A 15,935-nucleotide genomic window follows, 5' to 3' on the forward strand; every position below is an offset into this window, starting at 1 on the left:
GGCGACTCACGGCGTTCCGCCCCCGCCGCCGCTCAGTCCGCCACGGCGCCCAGTTCCAGCAGCCGGGACCGGCTGAGCAGCCCGACCGGCCGCCCCTCCTTGGTGACCACGGCGTGCTCGGCGGCCGAGCTGAGCAGCGCGGCCAGTGCGTCGTACGCCGAGCCGCCCAGCGGCACCGCCGGCAGGTCCGATCCGTCACCGGCCGGGAGCGGCTCCAGCACCTCGTGGGTGACCGGGGTGACCGCCAGCCGGCGGATGCCCCGGTCGGCGCCGACGAACTCGCGCACGAACGGCGAGGCGGGCGACCCGAGCAGGGCGGCCGGGGTGTCGTACTGCTCCAGCCGGCCGCCCTCGGAGAGCACGGCGATCCGGTCGCCCAGTCGCACCGCCTCGTCGAGGTCGTGGGTCACCAGCACGATGGTCTTGCGGACCTCGGCCTGGAGCCGCAGGAACTCCTCCTGCAGCCGGGTCCGGACGATCGGGTCGACCGCCGAGAAGGGCTCGTCCATCAGCAGCACCACCGGGTCGGCGGCGAGCGCGCGGGCCACCCCCACCCGCTGCCGCTGGCCGCCGGAGAGCTCGTGCGGGTAGCGGCGGCCGAACTGTGCCGGGTCGAGGCCGACCAGCTCCAGCAGCTCGTTCACCCGGTCCCGGGTCCGCCCGCGCGGCCAGCCGAGCAGCCCGGGCACGGTCGCCACGTTGGCGGCGACCGTCTGGTGCGGGAAGAGGCCGACGTTCTGGATGACATACCCGATGCGGCGGCGCAGCGCCACCGGGTCGACCCGGGTGACGTCGTCGTCGCCGAGCAGGATCCGGCCGTCGGTCGGCTCGATCAGCCGGTTGATCATGCGGAGCACGGTGGACTTGCCGCAGCCGGACGGGCCGATCAGCACCACCAGCTCGCCGGCCTTCACCTCCAGGCTCAGCTCCCGCACCGCCTCCGTGCCGTCGGGGTAGCGCTTGCGGATGCGCTCGAGAGTGATCGATGCCGCGCTGTGTCCGCCGGCGGATCCCGGGGTAACGTCCACGTGTGTCCCTCCACCTCAGCTACCGGGCCGCGCCGGGTAACCCGTGGTTCTCCTGGCAGTACGTGCGGGACAACTCTGACACGATCCTCGCGGCGCTGCGCGAGCACGCCTGGCTGACCGGCCGGGCGGTGCTGATCGCCGCGCTGGTGGCGCTGCCGCTGGCGGTGGCCGCGTACTGGTTCCGGTCGCTGTCCGGGCCGATCCTGGCGCTGGCCGGGGCGCTGTACACGATCCCGTCGCTGGCCCTGTTCGCCTTCCTCGCGCCGTACCTGGGCATCGGCGCGGTCACCGTGCTCAGCGTGGTGGCGCTGTACGCGCTGCTGGTCATCGTGCGTAATGCGTTGGCCGGGCTCAATCAGGTGCCGCCCGAGGTCCGGGAGGCCGCCGAGGGGATGGGGTACGGCCGCTGGGGCCGCCTGTTCCGGATCGAGTTGCCGCTGGCCCTGCCCGGCATCCTGACCGGCCTGCGGCTGGCCACCGTCTCCACGGTGGCGCTGGTCACGGTCGGGGTGGTGGTCGGCCGGGGCGGCCTCGGGCAGCTCATCTTCGCCGGCTTCCAGAACAACTTCTACAAGGCGGAGATCATGACCGGCACGGTGCTCTGCGTCCTGCTGGCGCTGGTGCTGGACCTGGTCCTCGCCGGCGTCGGCCGGCTGCTCACCCCCTGGCTCCGCCGGCGGGCCGCATGAACCCCGTCGAGCAGGCCGTGGTCTGGCTGAACGACCCGCTGAACTGGACGAACCCGGGCGGCGTCCTGGACCGGCTCGGCGAGCACCTGAGCATCTCCGCGCTGGCCGTCCTGCTGGGCTGCCTGGTGGCCTGGCCGGTCGGGCTCTGGCTCGGGCACACCGGCCGGGGCGGGGGTGCCGTGCTGCTGGTGTCCAACGTCACGTTGGCCGTACCCACCCTGGCGCTGCTGACCATCCTGCCGCTGACGTTTCTCGGCTTCGGCCGCCCGGCCGTGGTGGTCGCGCTCGCGGTGTTCGCGGTGCCGCCGCTGTTGGCCAACGCGTACACCGGGGTGCGGCAGGCCGACCCGGAGGCCCGGGACGCGGCGCGCGGCATGGGGCTGTCCGGCGGGCAGTTGCTGCGCCGGGTGGAGCTGCCGCTCGCGGTGCCCTACCTGGCCGCCGGGTTCCGTACCGCCGCGGTGCAGGTGGTCGCCACCGCGGCGCTGGCCTCCTTCGTCAACGGCGGCGGGCTGGGGCAGATCATCCGGGCCGGCTTCGGGCTGGACATCGCGGCCGGCGGTGGCCAGATCATCGCCGGCGGGGTGCTGGTCGCCGGGCTGGCGCTGCTGGTCGAGGGGGTGCTGGCGCTGGTGGAGCGGGCCGCGACGCCGCGCCCGCTGCGGCGGGCCCGAGGCGCGGCGAACCGGCGCGTGACCGACGCCACTGCGGGTGCCTGAACCGGGCCAAACCGCGTGCCGGGTGACGATCCGGTGACGAAATCGGCTCGGAGTTTGTCGGTCCGGCCCGGAGGATATTGGCTGGAATCGCGGGCGGCCGACCGGATCGCCCGTCGGACACGCGGCCGGCCCGAGACGGGTCGCGCCGGGACACGGAAGGCGGGCAATCGATGCGCGCACGTACACGCCTGGCCGTCGGGGCACTCGGCGCCCTCACCGCGGCGGGCCTGCTCACCGGCTGCGGTGACGCCGGTTCCTCGGGCACCGACGCCCCCCAGCAGGGCGCCTCCGGGGCCGGCTGCGCCCCGGTCGCGGGCGACCAGCTGGTCGTCCTCACCGACGACAAGAAGCTGCAGAACACCGACAACGTCCTCCCCGCGATCAACAAGAAGGCCGCCACCCCGCAGCTGGTCGCCGCGCTGGACAAGGTCTCCGCGAAGCTCGACACCACCAAGCTGATCGAGCTGAACCGGGCGGTCGACGTCGACCGGAAGACCCCGCAGGTCGCGGCGAAGGCGTTCGCCGACGCCAACGGCGTCACCCAGGGCGTGGAGCAGGGCCCGGGTGGCCAGGTCACGGTCGGCGCGGGCAACTTCAGCGAGAGCCAGACCATCGCCGAGCTTTACAAGATCGCGCTCACCGCGGCCGGCTACCAGGTCAAGGTGCAGACGATCGGCAACCGGGAGCTCTACGAGCCGGCCCTGGAAAAGGGCGAGATCCAGGTCGTCCCCGAGTACGCGGCCACCATGGCCGAGTTCCTCAACACCAAGGCCAACGGCAAGGACGCCGAGCCGATCTCATCCCCCGAGCTGGACAAGACGGTCAGCGCGTTGACGGCGGCGGGCGACAAGGTCGGCATCACCTTCGGCCAGCCGTCCCAGGCCCAGGACCAGAACGCCTTCGCGGTCACCAAGGCCTTCGCTGACAAGTACCAGCTCGCCACGCTCTCCGACCTGGCGAGCAAGTGCTCCGGCCAGGCCACCGTGCTGGCCGGCCCGCCGGAGTGCCCGCAGCGGCCGAAGTGCCAGGCCGGCCTGGTCCAGGTCTACGACTTCAAGGCCGGCTCGTTCAGCTCGCTGGACGCGGGTGGCCCGCAGACCAAGAACGCGCTGAAGACCGGGGCGGCCAGCGTCGGCCTGGTCTTCTCCTCCGACGCCGCGCTCGCCGCGAGCTGACCTCCCGCGACCGGCTCGGCGCGTCTGGCGCCGGGTCGCCGATCTGGAAAAGTCGTCGGTCGCCGACGGACCGAACCCGGTCCGTCGGCGACCGGACCCGGCCGGGACGCCCAGCAGCGAATGCCTGGTCGCCACCGTTACATCGGTGCTTTCGGCCCGTTCCCTACCGGGGCAACTCTCGGTAGTCTGCTCAGCCATGCCCGCCCCGGTCGCCCCCGCCGAAAAGCGCACGCCATCGCTACTGAACGTGCTGTTCTGGATCGGGGTGGCGCTCGCGCCCCTGGCGGCGCTTCTCCTGCTGGTCGCCGACGGCGACGGTCCGCTGCGGTTCGGTGCCGTGCTGGCGATCCTCGCCGTGGTGCTGATCGGTCTCTCCATCGCGCTGCGCGCCGAGGGCAGCGGCGGCGCGGCCGCGGTCGAGGAGGTGCGCGAGGAGATCGAGCAGCTTCGCCACGAGCTGCGCAGCGAGATCGCGGCGGCCGCGCAGCGTGGCAACCAGGCGCTCGACCAGGCGCACCGGACCCAGGAGACGGTCACCGCGTTGCGCCGCCGGCTGGACGCCGCGGCGGCCGCCGCCGCCGGGACCGGCATGCCCGCCGCCGCGGAACCCGCCGGTGGCCGTGCCCGGGTGCCGTCCACCGGGACGTACGACGACGGCCGGGCCAGCTACGCCGCCCCGGAGCAGCCGGGCTGGGGGCAGCCCGCCGGCCGGGACGAGGACGAGCCGGCCCGCCGCCCGGAGTCCGGCACCCGTTACGGCACGGAGCGGCCCGTCCCGCCCGCCGACCGTTCGCAGCCCGGCGTCTACGGCGCCCCGCGTACGCCGGAGCCGGACGGGCGGCCGGAACCCCGGCAGGTCGGGGTGGTGCATCGCACCGAGACCGTGCACGTCACCACCCGGCACACCATCGTGGACGGTGCCGCGGATCCGGCCACGGGTGGCCACTACGGCGGCTACGCCGGCCGCTGGTCCCCGGTGCCGGAGGAGCGGCCGTGGAACGGCGCGGAGCCGGAGGAACGCCCCTGGTCCGGGTACCGGGAGGCGGAGGACGACCACGCCTGGCCGTCCGGCGACCGCCGGACCGGCCACGGCGGCGGCACCTGGTCCGGCCAGAGTGAAACGCGGGACGGTGGCACCTGGTCCGGGCAGGGCGGGGCGCGGGAGGGCGGTACCTGGTCCGGGCAGGGCGGGGCGCGGGACGGCGGCGCCTGGTCCGGCCAGGGCGGTGAGCGGGACCGGTCCACGGAACCGGCCGGACCGGCGGACCAGCGGTCCTGGTCGGCGGACCGCGACGGCGACCAGCAGTGGTCGACGAGCCGGGCCGGAGCCCGTGCCGAGCAGTCCTGGTCGGCGACGCAGGACGAGCGCTCCTGGGCCGGCCCGCGGGCGGGCTGGACGTCGCCGGACGGCGCCGAGGTTTCGCCCGCGCCGCCCGGCCGGGCCGTCTCCGACGATCCGGACGGCGAGTACTGGTCCGAGTTGCGCGCGGGGAACCGCTGGGCGTCGGTTCGCGACGACGAGCATGGCCGGCAGGTCCGGGTCGGGGAGCGGCACGCCGCGGTGCACGCCGACGGCGCCGGCACCGAGTACCGGGTGGAGGATCGCTGGGCGTCCGTCCGCGAGCCCCACCGGGGCCACGCGGCGCCCGCCGACGCGGGAGCCGGCTGGGCGGGGGAGAACCGGCCGGCCCTGCCGGTCGGTGGGGTGCCGGTACCGGACGAGTGGCGTCCCCCGGCGCAGCGCAGCGGGCAGGCCGAGTGGCGCCAGGTGGAGCCCGAGTGGCACCAGGCCGAGCCGGAACCGGCGCGGTACGGCGACGACCGGCACGGCTACCCGCCGCGCGGCGAGGCGGCCCGGGCCGCCAGCCCCCGCTCCGCCGGCCGCTGGCGCTGACCCCGCCGGAGCCGAGGGCTACTTGTCGATGTCGCCGACCACGAAGAACATCGAGCCGAGGATGGCGATCAGGTCCGGCACCAGGCAGCCGGGGAGCAGGGTCGCCAACGCCTGCACGTTCGCGTACGAGGCGGTGCGCAGCTTGAGCCGCCACGGCGTCTTCTCGCCTCGGGACACCAGGTAGTAGCCGTTGATGCCGAGCGGGTTCTCGGTCCACGCGTAGGTGTGCCCCTCGGGGGCCTTGACCACCTTGGGCAGTCGGGTGTTCACCGGTCCGGTGAGCCGGTCCACCCGGTCCAGGCACTGCTCGGCGAGGTCGAGCGAGGCGTACACCTGGTCGAGCAGCACCTCGAAGCGGGCGTGACAGTCCCCGGCGGTCTTCGTCACCACCGGCACGTCGAGCTGGTCGTACGCCAGGTAGGGGTCGTCCCGGCGGAGGTCCAGGTCCAGGCCGGAGGCCCGGGCGACCGGCCCGGACGCGCCGAACGCGGCGGCGTCCGCCGCCGACAGCACGCCCACCCCGACCGTCCGGGCCAGGAAGATCTCGTTCCGTCGGATCAGCTGGTCCAGGTCCGGCATCCGCCGGCGGACCTCGGCGATGGCCGCCCGGGCCCGGCCCGCCCAGCCGGCGGGCACCTCCTCTTTCAGGCCGCCGACCCGGTTGAACATGTAGTGGATCCGGCCACCGGAGACCTCCTCCATCACCGCCTGCAGGGTCTCCCGCTCGCGGAACGCGTAGAACATCGGGGTGATCGCGCCGATCTCCAGCGGGTACGAGCCGAGGAACATCAGGTGGTTGAGCACCCGGTTCAACTCGGCGAGCGCCATCCGCAGCCAGGTCGCGCGTTCGGGCACCTCCATGCCCATCAGCCGCTCCACGGCCAGCACCACGCCCAGCTCGTTCGCGAAGGCCGAGAGCCAGTCGTGCCGGTTGGCCAGCACGATGATCTGCCGGTAGTCGCGTACCTCGAAGAGCTTCTCGGCGCCCCGGTGCATGTAGCCGACGATCGGCTCGGCAGACACCACCCGCTCGCCGTCGAGCACCAGCCGCAGCCGCAGCACGCCGTGGGTGGAGGGGTGCTGCGGGCCGATGTTGAGCACCATGTCGGTGCCGAGCTGCTCCCCGCCGGCACCCGTGCCGACGGTCAGTTCGCGGAGGTCGCCGGCGTCCGTGGTCATGCCCGTCATCGTGCCACGAGCGCGGATCAAGCCGGCAGCCCAACCATGACGGTCATCCCGGGCAGGCGCAGGGATCCCAGCCGGGCATGACCTGGGTGACCGGGACGCCGACCGGTTGCAGCAGCCACCAGTGCCCGCCCAGGCCGGCCGGGTCGGTCAGCTCGGCCACCGCCGACGCGGCGGCGAGCGCCCGAACGTACCCGGCGGGATCCTGGGCGGCCAGGCTCCGCGGCGGTCGCCCGCCGTCGGCCCCGAGCGCCCGCAGCCCCTCCCGCTGTGTGATCAAGGTGTACGCACACCCGGCGACCCGCTCACCGGCAGCGGCGACCGAGTCCATGGCGACGTGCGCGGTGACATCACCCGACCCGTCCGGCACCGGCGACACCTGCCGCCCACCCCGATACCCGGTCAACGTTCCGTCTACCGGCCGGCCGTCCCTCAGGTGCCCGTAGTCCACGGCCAACGCGCAGCCCTTCTCGATTCGCTGGACGGCGTCGGCCCAGGCTTTGTCCCGGGTCCTGCCGATCTCGACTCTTGCTCCCGTGGGGGGTTCCGGGCAGCCCGACCGGCTCCGGGCGGTCAGGCTTGATCCCTCCGCCGGCCGGGCCGCCCGGAACCCGGACCCGGTCAAGCCAGCGTCGTCGCTTCCGGTCAGCGGCCACCACCGGTCCAGCCAGTCGGTATCCGCGGCGTCGACCAGGTCACCCACCGACTCCTCGCCCGTCGTCGGGTCTACCAGCAGATACCGCCAGCCCTCGGGAGTGTCCCCGGCCAGGTCCAGCGGGACGTTGTCCAGCCACTCGGTGGCCAGCAATAGTCCGGTGATTCGGTCCGGGATCTCGTCGGCCCAGTGGATCTCCGCCGGGAGGTCGTCGGGGCGGGGTGCCTTCTCGACGGCGGTGAGGCGTACCCGGTCGGCGAGCGGGAGCGGCGCGGCGGGCGACGGCCCGGCGGAGAGCGACCCGAGCCCGGAGGGCAACGGGCGGGCGGCGGCTGGGGCGGTCAGGGTTTCCGGGGAGCCCGCCCGCGGAGGGATCAAGCCTGACCGCCCGGAGCGGGCGGGCTCCCCGGAAACCCCCGCGAGCAGCGCCCGAAGTAGCTCACCCCGCCCAGCCCCCACGTCCACCACGTCAAGACGAGGGGGGTGATCCAACGCACGATCAAGGGAGTTGAGGAGGCGCAGCAGGCAGGAGGAAAGCACCGGGGAGGCGTGCACGCTGGTGCGGAAGTGGGCAGCCGGCCCGGCACCGGAGACGAAGAATCCGCCCGGACCGTAGAGCGCCCGCTCCATTGCCGCTCGCCACGGCAGCGGCTGCTCGGGGAAGGTCACCCGCTGACGGTACGACCGGGCTGTGGCCGGTGCCGGCGGCGGCTCACCCGGTGCCCAGAATTCCGCGTTCCACACGCTCGGTGAAGGTTTTCACACATGCTTGTTCAGGGTCCGTGACCCCGGCGCATACTTGCGATCGACCGGTACCCCCAACGAGGACTGGATCGATTGCCATGAGCGCACCGCTGCGCCCGCGTCCGGCCGCCCCGCGCGGGCTCGCCGTACCGCCGGGTGGCGCCGCCTCCGGCGCCCCGCTCGTCTTTCCGCGCGCCCTCACCGTCGGCGTGCTCGGCGCCGGCCGGGTCGGCGCCGTGCTCGGCGCGGCCCTCGCCGCCGCCGGCCACCGGGTGGCCGCCGCCTCCGGCGCCTCCGGTGCCGCGCAGGCCCGGCTGGCGCTGCTGCTGCCGCGGACCCCGAACCGGTCCGTGACCGCGGTCGCCCGCGCCGCCACGGACCTGCTGATCGTGGCGGTCCCCGACGACGCCCTGGCCGGCGTGATCGCCGGCCTGGCCGAGGCCGGCGTGCTGCGCCCCGGCCAGGTGGTCGCGCACACGTCCGGCGCGCACGGGCTGGCCGTCCTCGCCCCGGCCGCCGCGGTCGGTGCCCGGCCGCTCGCGCTGCACCCTGCGATGACCTTCACCGGTACGCCGGACGACCTGACCCGCCTGCCCGGCATCTCGTACGGGGTGACCGCCCCGCCGGAGCTGCGTCCGCTCGCCGCCCGGCTGGTCGCCGACCTGGGTGGGGTGCCGGAGTGGGTGGCGGAGGCCGACCGCCCGCTCTACCACGCGGCGCTGGCGCACGGCGCCAACCACCTGGTGACCCTGGTCAACGAGGCGGCCGACCGGCTGCGCGACGCCGGGGTGGACCGGCCGGAGAAGGTGCTCGCCCCGCTGCTGCGGGCCGCCCTGGAGAACGCCCTGCGGCTCGGTGACGACGCGCTCACCGGCCCGGTCTCCCGGGGCGATGCCGGCACCGTACGCCGGCACCTGGAGCGGCTGGCGGCGACCGCGCCGGAATCCGTGGCCCCCTACCTGGCGTTGGCCCGACGGACGGCAGACCGCGCCATCGCGGCCGGCCGGCTGCGCCCGGCGGACGCGGAGTCGCTGCTGGACGTGCTGACCGGGATCTACGGGGAGGTGGCTGCGTGAGCGCGAGGAGTGAGCCGATCTTGCGAGCCCCGCAGTCGCGAACCGAGGTGACGCTGTGACCGAGCTGGTGCACACGCGCAAGGAACTGACGGCGGCGCGGGACGGGCTGACCGGCACGGTCGGCGTGGTGATGACCATGGGCGCGCTGCACTCCGGGCACGAGACACTGCTCCGGGCCGCCCGGGAGCAGGCCGACCACGTGCTCGTCACGATCTTCGTGAACCCGCTCCAGTTCGGCCCGAACGAGGACTTCGACCGCTACCCGCGCACCCTCGAAGCCGACCTGGAGATCTGCCGGCGGGCCGGCGCGGACGTGGTCTTCGCCCCGGCGGTGGCCGACATGTACCCGAACGGCCAGCCGACGGTCCGGTTGAACCCGGGCCCGCTCGGCGAGGACCTGGAGGGGCTGAGCCGCCCCGGCTTCTTCCACGGCGTACTCACCGTGGTGCTGAAGCTGCTCCAGCTCACCCGCCCCGACCTGGCCTTCTTCGGCGAGAAGGACTACCAGCAGCTCACCCTGGTCCGGCGGATGGTCCGCGACCTGGACGTGCCGACCGAGATCGTCGGCGTGCCGACCGTACGGGAGCCGGACGGCCTGGCCCTGTCCAGCCGCAACCGCTACCTCTCGCCGCAGGAGCGGGCTTCGGCACTGAGCCTGTCGGCCGCGCTGCGGGCCGGCGTCGAGGCCGCCGAGCAGGGCGCGGACGCGGGCGGGGTGCTGGCCGCCGCCCACCGCGCCTTCGACTCCGGTACACCCGGCGCCCGCCTCGACTATCTGGTGCTCACCGACGCCGCCCTGGAGCCGGGGCCGGTGGCCGGTCCGGCGCGGCTGCTGATCGCCGCCTGGGTGGGCACCACCCGTCTGATCGACAACACGGCGATCCGGCTCGCGCCGCGCTCCTGAACGCACCACCACACCCCGGAAAGGGACCCGATGCTCCGGACCATGCTCAAGTCGAAGATCCACCGGGCCACGGTGACCCAGGCCGACCTGCACTACGTCGGCTCGGTGACCGTGGACGAGGAGCTGCTCGACGCCGCCGACCTGCTCCCCGGCGAGCAGGTGGCGATCGTCGACATCACCAACGGGGCCCGGCTGGAGACATATGTGATCCCGGGGCGGCGGGGCAGCGGCGTGATCGGCATCAACGGCGCCGCGGCGCACCTGGTGCACCCCGGTGACCTGGTGATCCTCATCTCGTACGGGCAGATGGACGACGCCGAGGCGCGGACGTACCAGCCGCGGGTGGTGCACGTCGACGCCGACAACAAGGTGGTCGACCTGACCGCCGATCCGACCACCGCCGCCGCCGGCACCGCCGGTGACCCGGTGCCCAACCCGCTCGCCGCCGCCCTGAACTGACCCGGACAGCACGGTCTGTCACCGGAAGGTCATTTCCGGCTACCCTGGGCGGACCGTCGGGTTGACGGTCGTCGCTGGGGGAGGCCGCGATGCGCCGTGCGATGACGATCTTGGTCGCCGCCCTGGTCGCGGGGGCCGCCCTGGCCGGCTGCGCCGGGGTCGGCGGGCTGGACGGGGACCTCACCGACGACTGGGCCGCGCTGCCGGCGGCCGGGGCGTTCACCCCGGCGGCCGGGGTCTGCCAGGTCGCCGACTTCACCGCCACGGTCGGCCTGGCCGGCTACGACCCGGTGGGCTGCGACCTGCCGCACCGGGTGGAGACGGTGCACGTGGGCGCCTTCCCGGCCGACCGCACCGCCCCACCGGCCCCCGCCTCGCCCGAGCTGCGCACGGCGTTCGCCGACTGCGACGCCCGGGCCAGCGGGTTTGTTGGCGACAACTGGCGGGCCGGGCGGCTGCGGCTGGCGGTGGCCCTGCCCACCGGGCCCGGCTGGACGGCCGGCTCCCGGTGGTACCGCTGCGACCTGACCGAGCTGACCACGGTCGAGGCGGCGGCGCAGGTGGTGACCCGGACGGGCAGCCTGCGGGACGCGCTGAAGGGGCCGTCCGCGCTGCGGCTGGGCTGCCAGCGCACCGGCAGCGATGCCCGGCGGGTGCAGGCGCTGTCCCCGGTGGACTGCGGCACCGCGCACGACGCCGAGTTCGTCGGGGTGTGGCCGGCGCCGGACCGCCCCTACCCGACGAGGGACGCCGACTGGGTTCCGCTCTACGCCGGCTGCAACAGTGTCCTCGCCCGGTACGTCGGCGTGCCCGACGACGCGACCCTGCGCTTCCGCAGCGGTGTGGTGGTACGCCCGCCCGGCGCCGGCCGGTGGGCCGTCGGTGACCGTGGTGTCCGCTGCTACCTGTGGCTCAGCGACCGGACGGTCACCGCCTCCCTGAAGGATGCCGGGCCGGCCGGCCTGCCGGTGCGGACGAGGTAGCCGAAACCACTCGTCCCGCCCCCGCCGCCCGGGGCGAGGGACGTTCGGGTTGACTGTGCTCATGGACGTTCCGACCGTCGACCTGCCGGCCCTGCCCAGGCTGCTGGCCGCGCCCGCACCCGGCTGGGTGGAGACCACGGACGTGATCGTGGTGGGCTCCGGGGTCGCCGGGCTGACCGCCGCGCTGCACCTGCGCGAGGCGGGGCTGCACGTCACGGTGGTCACCAAGGTCAACATGGACGAGGGCTCGACCCGCTGGGCGCAGGGCGGCATCGCCGCCGTGCTCGACCCGACCGATACCCCGGTCGCGCACGCGTACGACACCGAGGTGGCCGGGGTCGGCCTGTGCGACCCGGCGGCGGTCCGCGTGCTGGTGGAGGAGGGCCCGACCCGGCTGCGCGAGCTGATGCGGATCGGGGCCGAGTTCGACCGTAACCCGGACGGCTCGCTGATGCTCACCCGCGAGGGCGGCCACCGGGCGGACCGAATCGTGCACGCCGGCGGCGACGCCACCGGGGCCGAGGTGCAGCGGGCGCTGCATGCGGCGGTCCACCGCGACCCGTGGATCCGGCTGGTCGAGCACGCCCTCGTGCTGGACCTGCTGCGCGCCCCCGGGGACGGCCCGGACGGGCTCGGCCCGGCGTGTGGGATCACCCTGCACGTGCTGGGCGAGGGCAGTGAGGACGGCGTCGGGGCGCTCCTGGCCCGGGCGGTGGTGCTGGCCACCGGCGGCATGGGCCAGATCTTCGCGGCCACCACCAACCCGGCGGTCTCCACCGGCGACGGCGTGGCGCTCGCCATGCGGGCCGGCGCGGCGGTCACCGACGTGGAGTTCGTCCAGTTCCACCCGACCGCGCTGATCGTGCCGGCCGGCGCGCCCGGCGCCGCCCGGGCCCAGCAGCCGCTGGTCTCCGAGGCGCTGCGCGGCGAGGGCGCCCATCTGGTCGACGGTGACGGCAAGCGGTTCATGGTCGGCCAGCACGAGCTGGCCGAGCTGGCTCCGCGGGACGTGGTCGCCAAGGGCATCCACCGGGTGCTGCTGGCCACCGGCGCGGACCACGTCTTCCTGGACGCCCGGCACCTCGGCGGGGACTTCCTGGCCCGGCGTTTCCCGACCATCGTGGCGTCCTGCCTGGCGATCGGGGTGGACCCGGCGACCGACCTGATCCCGGTCGCGCCGGCCGCCCACTACGCCTCCGGCGGCGTCCGTACCGACCTGCACGGCCGCACCTCGATCCCCGGCCTGTACGCCTGCGGCGAGGTGGCCTGCACCGGGGTGCACGGTGCCAACCGGCTGGCCAGCAACTCGCTGCTGGAGGGGCTGGTCTTCTCCCGCCGGATCGCCGAGGACGTGGCCGCCGGGCTGCCCGAGCAGGCGAAGCCGGCCGAGACCGGCGCCTGGGTGGGTGGCCAGGGCTGGGTGGTGCCGGCCGCGACCACCGCCACCCTGCAGCGGGCGATGACCCGGGGGGCGGGGGTGCTCCGCTCGGCGCAGAGCCTGGCCGCGACGGCCGGCACGCTCACCGAGCTGGGTCAGGGCCGGGGGGTTCCGCGTACCGCCGACTGGGAGGCGACGAACCTGATCACCGTGGCGTCGGCGCTGGTCGCCGCCGCGTACACCCGTCGTGAGACCCGGGGCTGCCACTGGCGGGAGGACTTCCCGACGGCCGACGACCGGTGGCTGGGCCATCTCGTCGCCGGGGTCGGGACCGAGGGACGGTTGACCGAGCGCTGGGAGGAACGAGCCCCGCAGTCGCGAACAGAGGAGGCACGGTGAGGGAGTCGACGGAGCGGGCCCTGCGGGCCGGTGGCCTGGACCCGGAGCGGGTACGGCGGGTGATCGTCGACGCGCTCGCCGAGGACCTGGGTCCCGACTTCCTCGACGTCACCAGCGTCGCCACCATCCCGGCCGCCCAGCACGACACCGGTGACCTGGTCGCCCGGGCCGACGGCGTGGTGGCCGGGCTGGCCGTGGCCGCGGCCGTGTTCGAGCTGGTGGGCGAGGTGACCGGCGCCGGCCGTACGGTGGAGGTGTCGCTGGTGGCCCAGGACGGGCAGCGGGTGGCCCGCGGCGACGTGCTGGCCACGGTGGCCGGCCCGACCCGGCTGCTGCTCACCGCCGAGCGGACGGCGCTCAACCTGCTGTGCCGGATGTCCGGGGTGGCCACTCACACCCGGGCCTGGGCCGACGCCCTGGCCGGCAGCAAGGCGATGGTGCTCGACACCCGCAAGACCACCCCCGGCCTGCGCGCCCTGGAGAAGTACGCGGTCCGCGCCGGCGGCGGCACCAACAAGCGGATGGGTCTGCACGACGTCGCCATGATCAAGGACAACCACAAGGTCGCCGCGGGCGGGATCGCCGCCGCCTACCGCCGGGTCCGGGAGGCGTTCCCGGACGTGCCGGTGCAGGTGGAGGTGGACACCCTGGCCGAGGCGGTGGAGGCGGTCGAGGCGGGCGCCGACTTCCTGCTGCTGGACAACATGACCCCGGCGCAGCTGCGCGAGGTGGTCGCGGCGGTGGGCGACCGGGCCGAGCTGGAGGCGACCGGTGGGCTGACCCTGCCGGTGGCGGCCGAGTACGGCGCGACCGGGGTGGACTTCCTCTCGGTGGGCGCGCTGACCCACTCCTCGCCGATCCTGGACATCGCCCTGGATCTGCGCACGGCATGAGCTGTGCTGGTCTTCGTTCGCGACTGCGGGGCTCGCAAACCCGGCTCACTCCTCGCGCTCACCCGCGGCGCGAGCGCCGTCTAGGCTGCCAGCGTGCTGCTCTGCATCGACATCGGAAACACCAACACCGTGCTGGCGACCTTCGACGGCGACAAGCTGGTGCACTCCTGGCGGATCAAGACCGACGCCCGCTCCACCGCCGACGAGCTGGGTCTGATGTTCCGGGGACTGCTCGCCGGTGACGCCGTGGAGATCACCGGGGTGGCCGCCTGCTCCACGGTGCCGGCCGCGCTGCGCTCACTGCGCACCATGCTGGCCCGCTACTACGCGGACCTGCCGAGTGTGATCGTCGAGCCCGGGGTACGCACCGGGGTGCAGCTCGCCATCGACAACCCCAAGGAGGTCGGCGCGGACCGGGTGGTCAACACCCTGGCCGCGTACACCCTCTACGGCGGGCCGTCGATCGTGGTGGACTTCGGCACGACCACCAACTTCGACGTGATCAGCGGCCGGGGCGAGTTCCTCGGCGGGGCCTTCGCGCCGGGCATCGAGATCTCCTTCGACGCGCTGGCCGCCCGCGCCGCCCAGCTGCGCAAGGTGGAGGCCACCATGCCCCGGTCGGTGATCGGCAAGAACACCGTCGAGTGCCTCCAGGCCGGCCTCTACTTCGGCTTCGCCGGCCAGGTGGACCGGATCGTCGAGCGGATGACCGAGGAGCTGGGCGAGGTGAAGGCGGTGATCGCCACCGGTGGCCTGGCCGCCCTGGTGCTCAACGAGTGCCGCACGATCACCCACCACGAGCCGATGATCACGCTCATCGGCCTGCGGATGGTTTATGAGCGGAACCTCTGACCCGGTGGGTTTCCGGGCAGCCCAACCGGCTCCGGGCGGTCAGGCTTGATCCCTCCGCCGGTCGGGCTGCCCGGAAACCCTTCGGTGGTTCAGCGCCGTCGGGAGCGGAAGACGAACGTGCGGTAGGGGAGTTCGACGGTCTCCCGCCCGGCCAGGTCCGGGTGGGTCGCGAAGAGCTCCCGGAGTTCCCGGTCGATCTTTTCCTGCTCCTCCGCCGGGGCGGTGAGCCAGTACGAGCGGGTGTGCAGCATGCCCACCACCTCGTCGGGCGTGAGTGTGGTGGTGTGGGCGAACTCGCCCAGCTCGACCGGCTCGAAGGCGGGGCCGAAGTCGCCGTACTTCTCGGTCACGTCGCCGGCGGTGTCGCCGAGGTGGGCGATCCGGGTCAGTTCCGCCACCCAGGTAACCCGCTCGTCGCGGACGTTCCAGATCGGGGCGAAGGTGCCGCCGGACCGCAGCACCCGGGCGATCTCGGCGTGCGCAGGCTCCTTGTCGAACCAGTGGTAGGCCTGGCCGACCAGGACGGCGTCCGCCGACCCGTCCGGCAGCGGCATCGCCTCGGCGCTGCCGGCCAGCGCCGTCGTGCCCGGGGTGGCGACTGCCAGTTGCGCCCGCATTCCCGGATCCGGTTCCACCGGTACGACGTCGTGGCCGAGCGCGAGCACGCCCCGGCTGAGGATGCCGGTCCCCGCGCCCAGGTCCACCACCTTGGCCGGCACGACGAGCCCGTCGAGCGCCCAGCGCAGCGCTGCCTCGGGATACCGGGGGCGGAACCGGTCGTACTCGGCGGCGGCGACGCCGAAGGAGAGCGCCTGAGTGGGGTCCGTCATGAGCGGCAGGTTATCCCGTAACGGCCAGCAGGCCGCTTGAGTACGCTCATGGGCTGACCCGCCGATTTTTCC

General features: G+C 74.3%; 15 protein-coding genes. 11 read left to right on the forward strand and 4 right to left on the reverse strand.

Going from position 1 to position 15,935, the window contains the following annotated elements; translation table 11 throughout:
* Nucleotides 1-32: 32 nt before the first annotated feature.
* Nucleotides 33-1,028 (reverse strand): ATP-binding cassette domain-containing protein, encoded by a 996-nt coding sequence (locus ABZ783_RS18590; protein WP_357439540.1) that lies wholly within the window; start codon nt 1,026-1,028, stop codon nt 33-35.
* 2 nt (nt 1,029-1,030) lie between these two features.
* Here ABZ783_RS18590 and ABZ783_RS18595 point away from each other — a divergent pair, with 2 nt between their 5' ends.
* The 4 genes from ABZ783_RS18595 (at nt 1,031) to ABZ783_RS18610 (ending at nt 5,505) form a co-directional block, all read left to right on the forward strand.
* Nucleotides 1,031-1,717 (forward strand): ABC transporter permease, encoded by a 687-nt coding sequence (locus ABZ783_RS18595; RefSeq protein WP_073837732.1) that lies wholly within the window; start codon nt 1,031-1,033, stop codon nt 1,715-1,717.
* Nucleotides 1,714-2,436: an ABC transporter permease subunit gene (locus ABZ783_RS18600; protein WP_357439544.1), complete on the forward strand. Its 723-nt coding sequence runs from the start codon at nt 1,714-1,716 to the stop codon at nt 2,434-2,436. Before ABZ783_RS18595 ends, ABZ783_RS18600 begins: the two co-directional genes overlap by 4 nt.
* 170 nt (nt 2,437-2,606) lie before the next feature.
* Nucleotides 2,607-3,611, forward strand: a complete 1,005-nt coding sequence (locus tag ABZ783_RS18605; protein WP_357439546.1) for a glycine betaine ABC transporter substrate-binding protein — start codon at nt 2,607-2,609, stop codon at nt 3,609-3,611.
* A 196-nt stretch (nt 3,612-3,807) separates the two neighbouring features.
* Entirely contained in the window at nt 3,808-5,505 is a 1,698-nt protein-coding gene (locus ABZ783_RS18610; protein ID WP_357439548.1) for a hypothetical protein, read from the forward strand.
* Nucleotides 5,506-5,523: 18 nt separating this feature from the next.
* On the opposite strand, the gene ABZ783_RS18615 is transcribed toward ABZ783_RS18610, so the two are convergent.
* Nucleotides 5,524-6,693 (reverse strand): NADH-quinone oxidoreductase subunit D, encoded by a 1,170-nt coding sequence (locus tag ABZ783_RS18615; protein WP_357439550.1) that lies wholly within the window; start codon nt 6,691-6,693, stop codon nt 5,524-5,526.
* A gap of 43 nt (nt 6,694-6,736) precedes the next feature.
* Nucleotides 6,737-7,975 carry an SAM-dependent methyltransferase gene (locus ABZ783_RS18620; RefSeq protein ID WP_357439738.1) on the reverse strand — a complete coding sequence of 413 codons (1,239 nt, stop codon included), beginning with the start codon at nt 7,973-7,975 and terminating at the stop codon, nt 6,737-6,739.
* Nucleotides 7,976-8,187: 212 nt separating this feature from the next.
* On the opposite strand from ABZ783_RS18620, the gene ABZ783_RS18625 reads away from it, so the two are divergent.
* The 7 genes from ABZ783_RS18625 to ABZ783_RS18655 all read left to right on the forward strand — a co-directional run bounded on the left by ABZ783_RS18625 (nt 8,188) and on the right by ABZ783_RS18655 (nt 15,033).
* The gene (locus ABZ783_RS18625; RefSeq protein WP_357439552.1) at nt 8,188-9,165 is read left to right on the forward strand and encodes a Rossmann-like and DUF2520 domain-containing protein; all 978 of its coding nucleotides are present in this window, start codon (nt 8,188-8,190) and stop codon (nt 9,163-9,165) included.
* Between the two features lie 55 nt (nt 9,166-9,220).
* The gene (gene panC, locus ABZ783_RS18630) at nt 9,221-10,069 is read left to right on the forward strand and encodes a pantoate--beta-alanine ligase (protein WP_357439555.1); all 849 of its coding nucleotides are present in this window, start codon (nt 9,221-9,223) and stop codon (nt 10,067-10,069) included.
* A 30-nt stretch (nt 10,070-10,099) separates the two neighbouring features.
* Nucleotides 10,100-10,528 carry an aspartate 1-decarboxylase gene (panD, locus tag ABZ783_RS18635; protein ID WP_357439558.1) on the forward strand — a complete coding sequence of 143 codons (429 nt, stop codon included), beginning with the start codon at nt 10,100-10,102 and terminating at the stop codon, nt 10,526-10,528.
* A gap of 89 nt (nt 10,529-10,617) precedes the next feature.
* The gene (locus ABZ783_RS18640) at nt 10,618-11,511 is read left to right on the forward strand and encodes a septum formation family protein (RefSeq protein ID WP_357439561.1); all 894 of its coding nucleotides are present in this window, start codon (nt 10,618-10,620) and stop codon (nt 11,509-11,511) included.
* A gap of 61 nt (nt 11,512-11,572) precedes the next feature.
* Nucleotides 11,573-13,288, forward strand: a complete 1,716-nt coding sequence (locus ABZ783_RS18645; RefSeq protein ID WP_357439563.1) for an L-aspartate oxidase — start codon at nt 11,573-11,575, stop codon at nt 13,286-13,288.
* Nucleotides 13,285-14,181 carry a carboxylating nicotinate-nucleotide diphosphorylase gene (nadC, locus tag ABZ783_RS18650; RefSeq protein WP_357439565.1) on the forward strand — a complete coding sequence of 299 codons (897 nt, stop codon included), beginning with the start codon at nt 13,285-13,287 and terminating at the stop codon, nt 14,179-14,181. The genes ABZ783_RS18645 and nadC overlap by 4 nt, the downstream gene beginning before the upstream one ends.
* 93 nt (nt 14,182-14,274) lie before the next feature.
* Nucleotides 14,275-15,033, forward strand: coding sequence for a type III pantothenate kinase (locus ABZ783_RS18655; protein ID WP_357439568.1), 759 nt, complete (start codon nt 14,275-14,277; stop codon nt 15,031-15,033).
* 89 nt (nt 15,034-15,122) lie between these two features.
* Here ABZ783_RS18655 and ABZ783_RS18660 read toward each other — a convergent pair whose 3' ends face one another.
* Nucleotides 15,123-15,863, reverse strand: a complete 741-nt coding sequence (locus ABZ783_RS18660) for a class I SAM-dependent methyltransferase (RefSeq protein WP_357439570.1) — start codon at nt 15,861-15,863, stop codon at nt 15,123-15,125.
* Nucleotides 15,864-15,935: the final 72 nt, after the last annotated feature.

The organism is Micromonospora sp. NPDC047738 (assembly GCF_040642675.1).
Lineage (GTDB): Bacteria > Actinomycetota > Actinomycetes > Mycobacteriales > Micromonosporaceae > Micromonospora.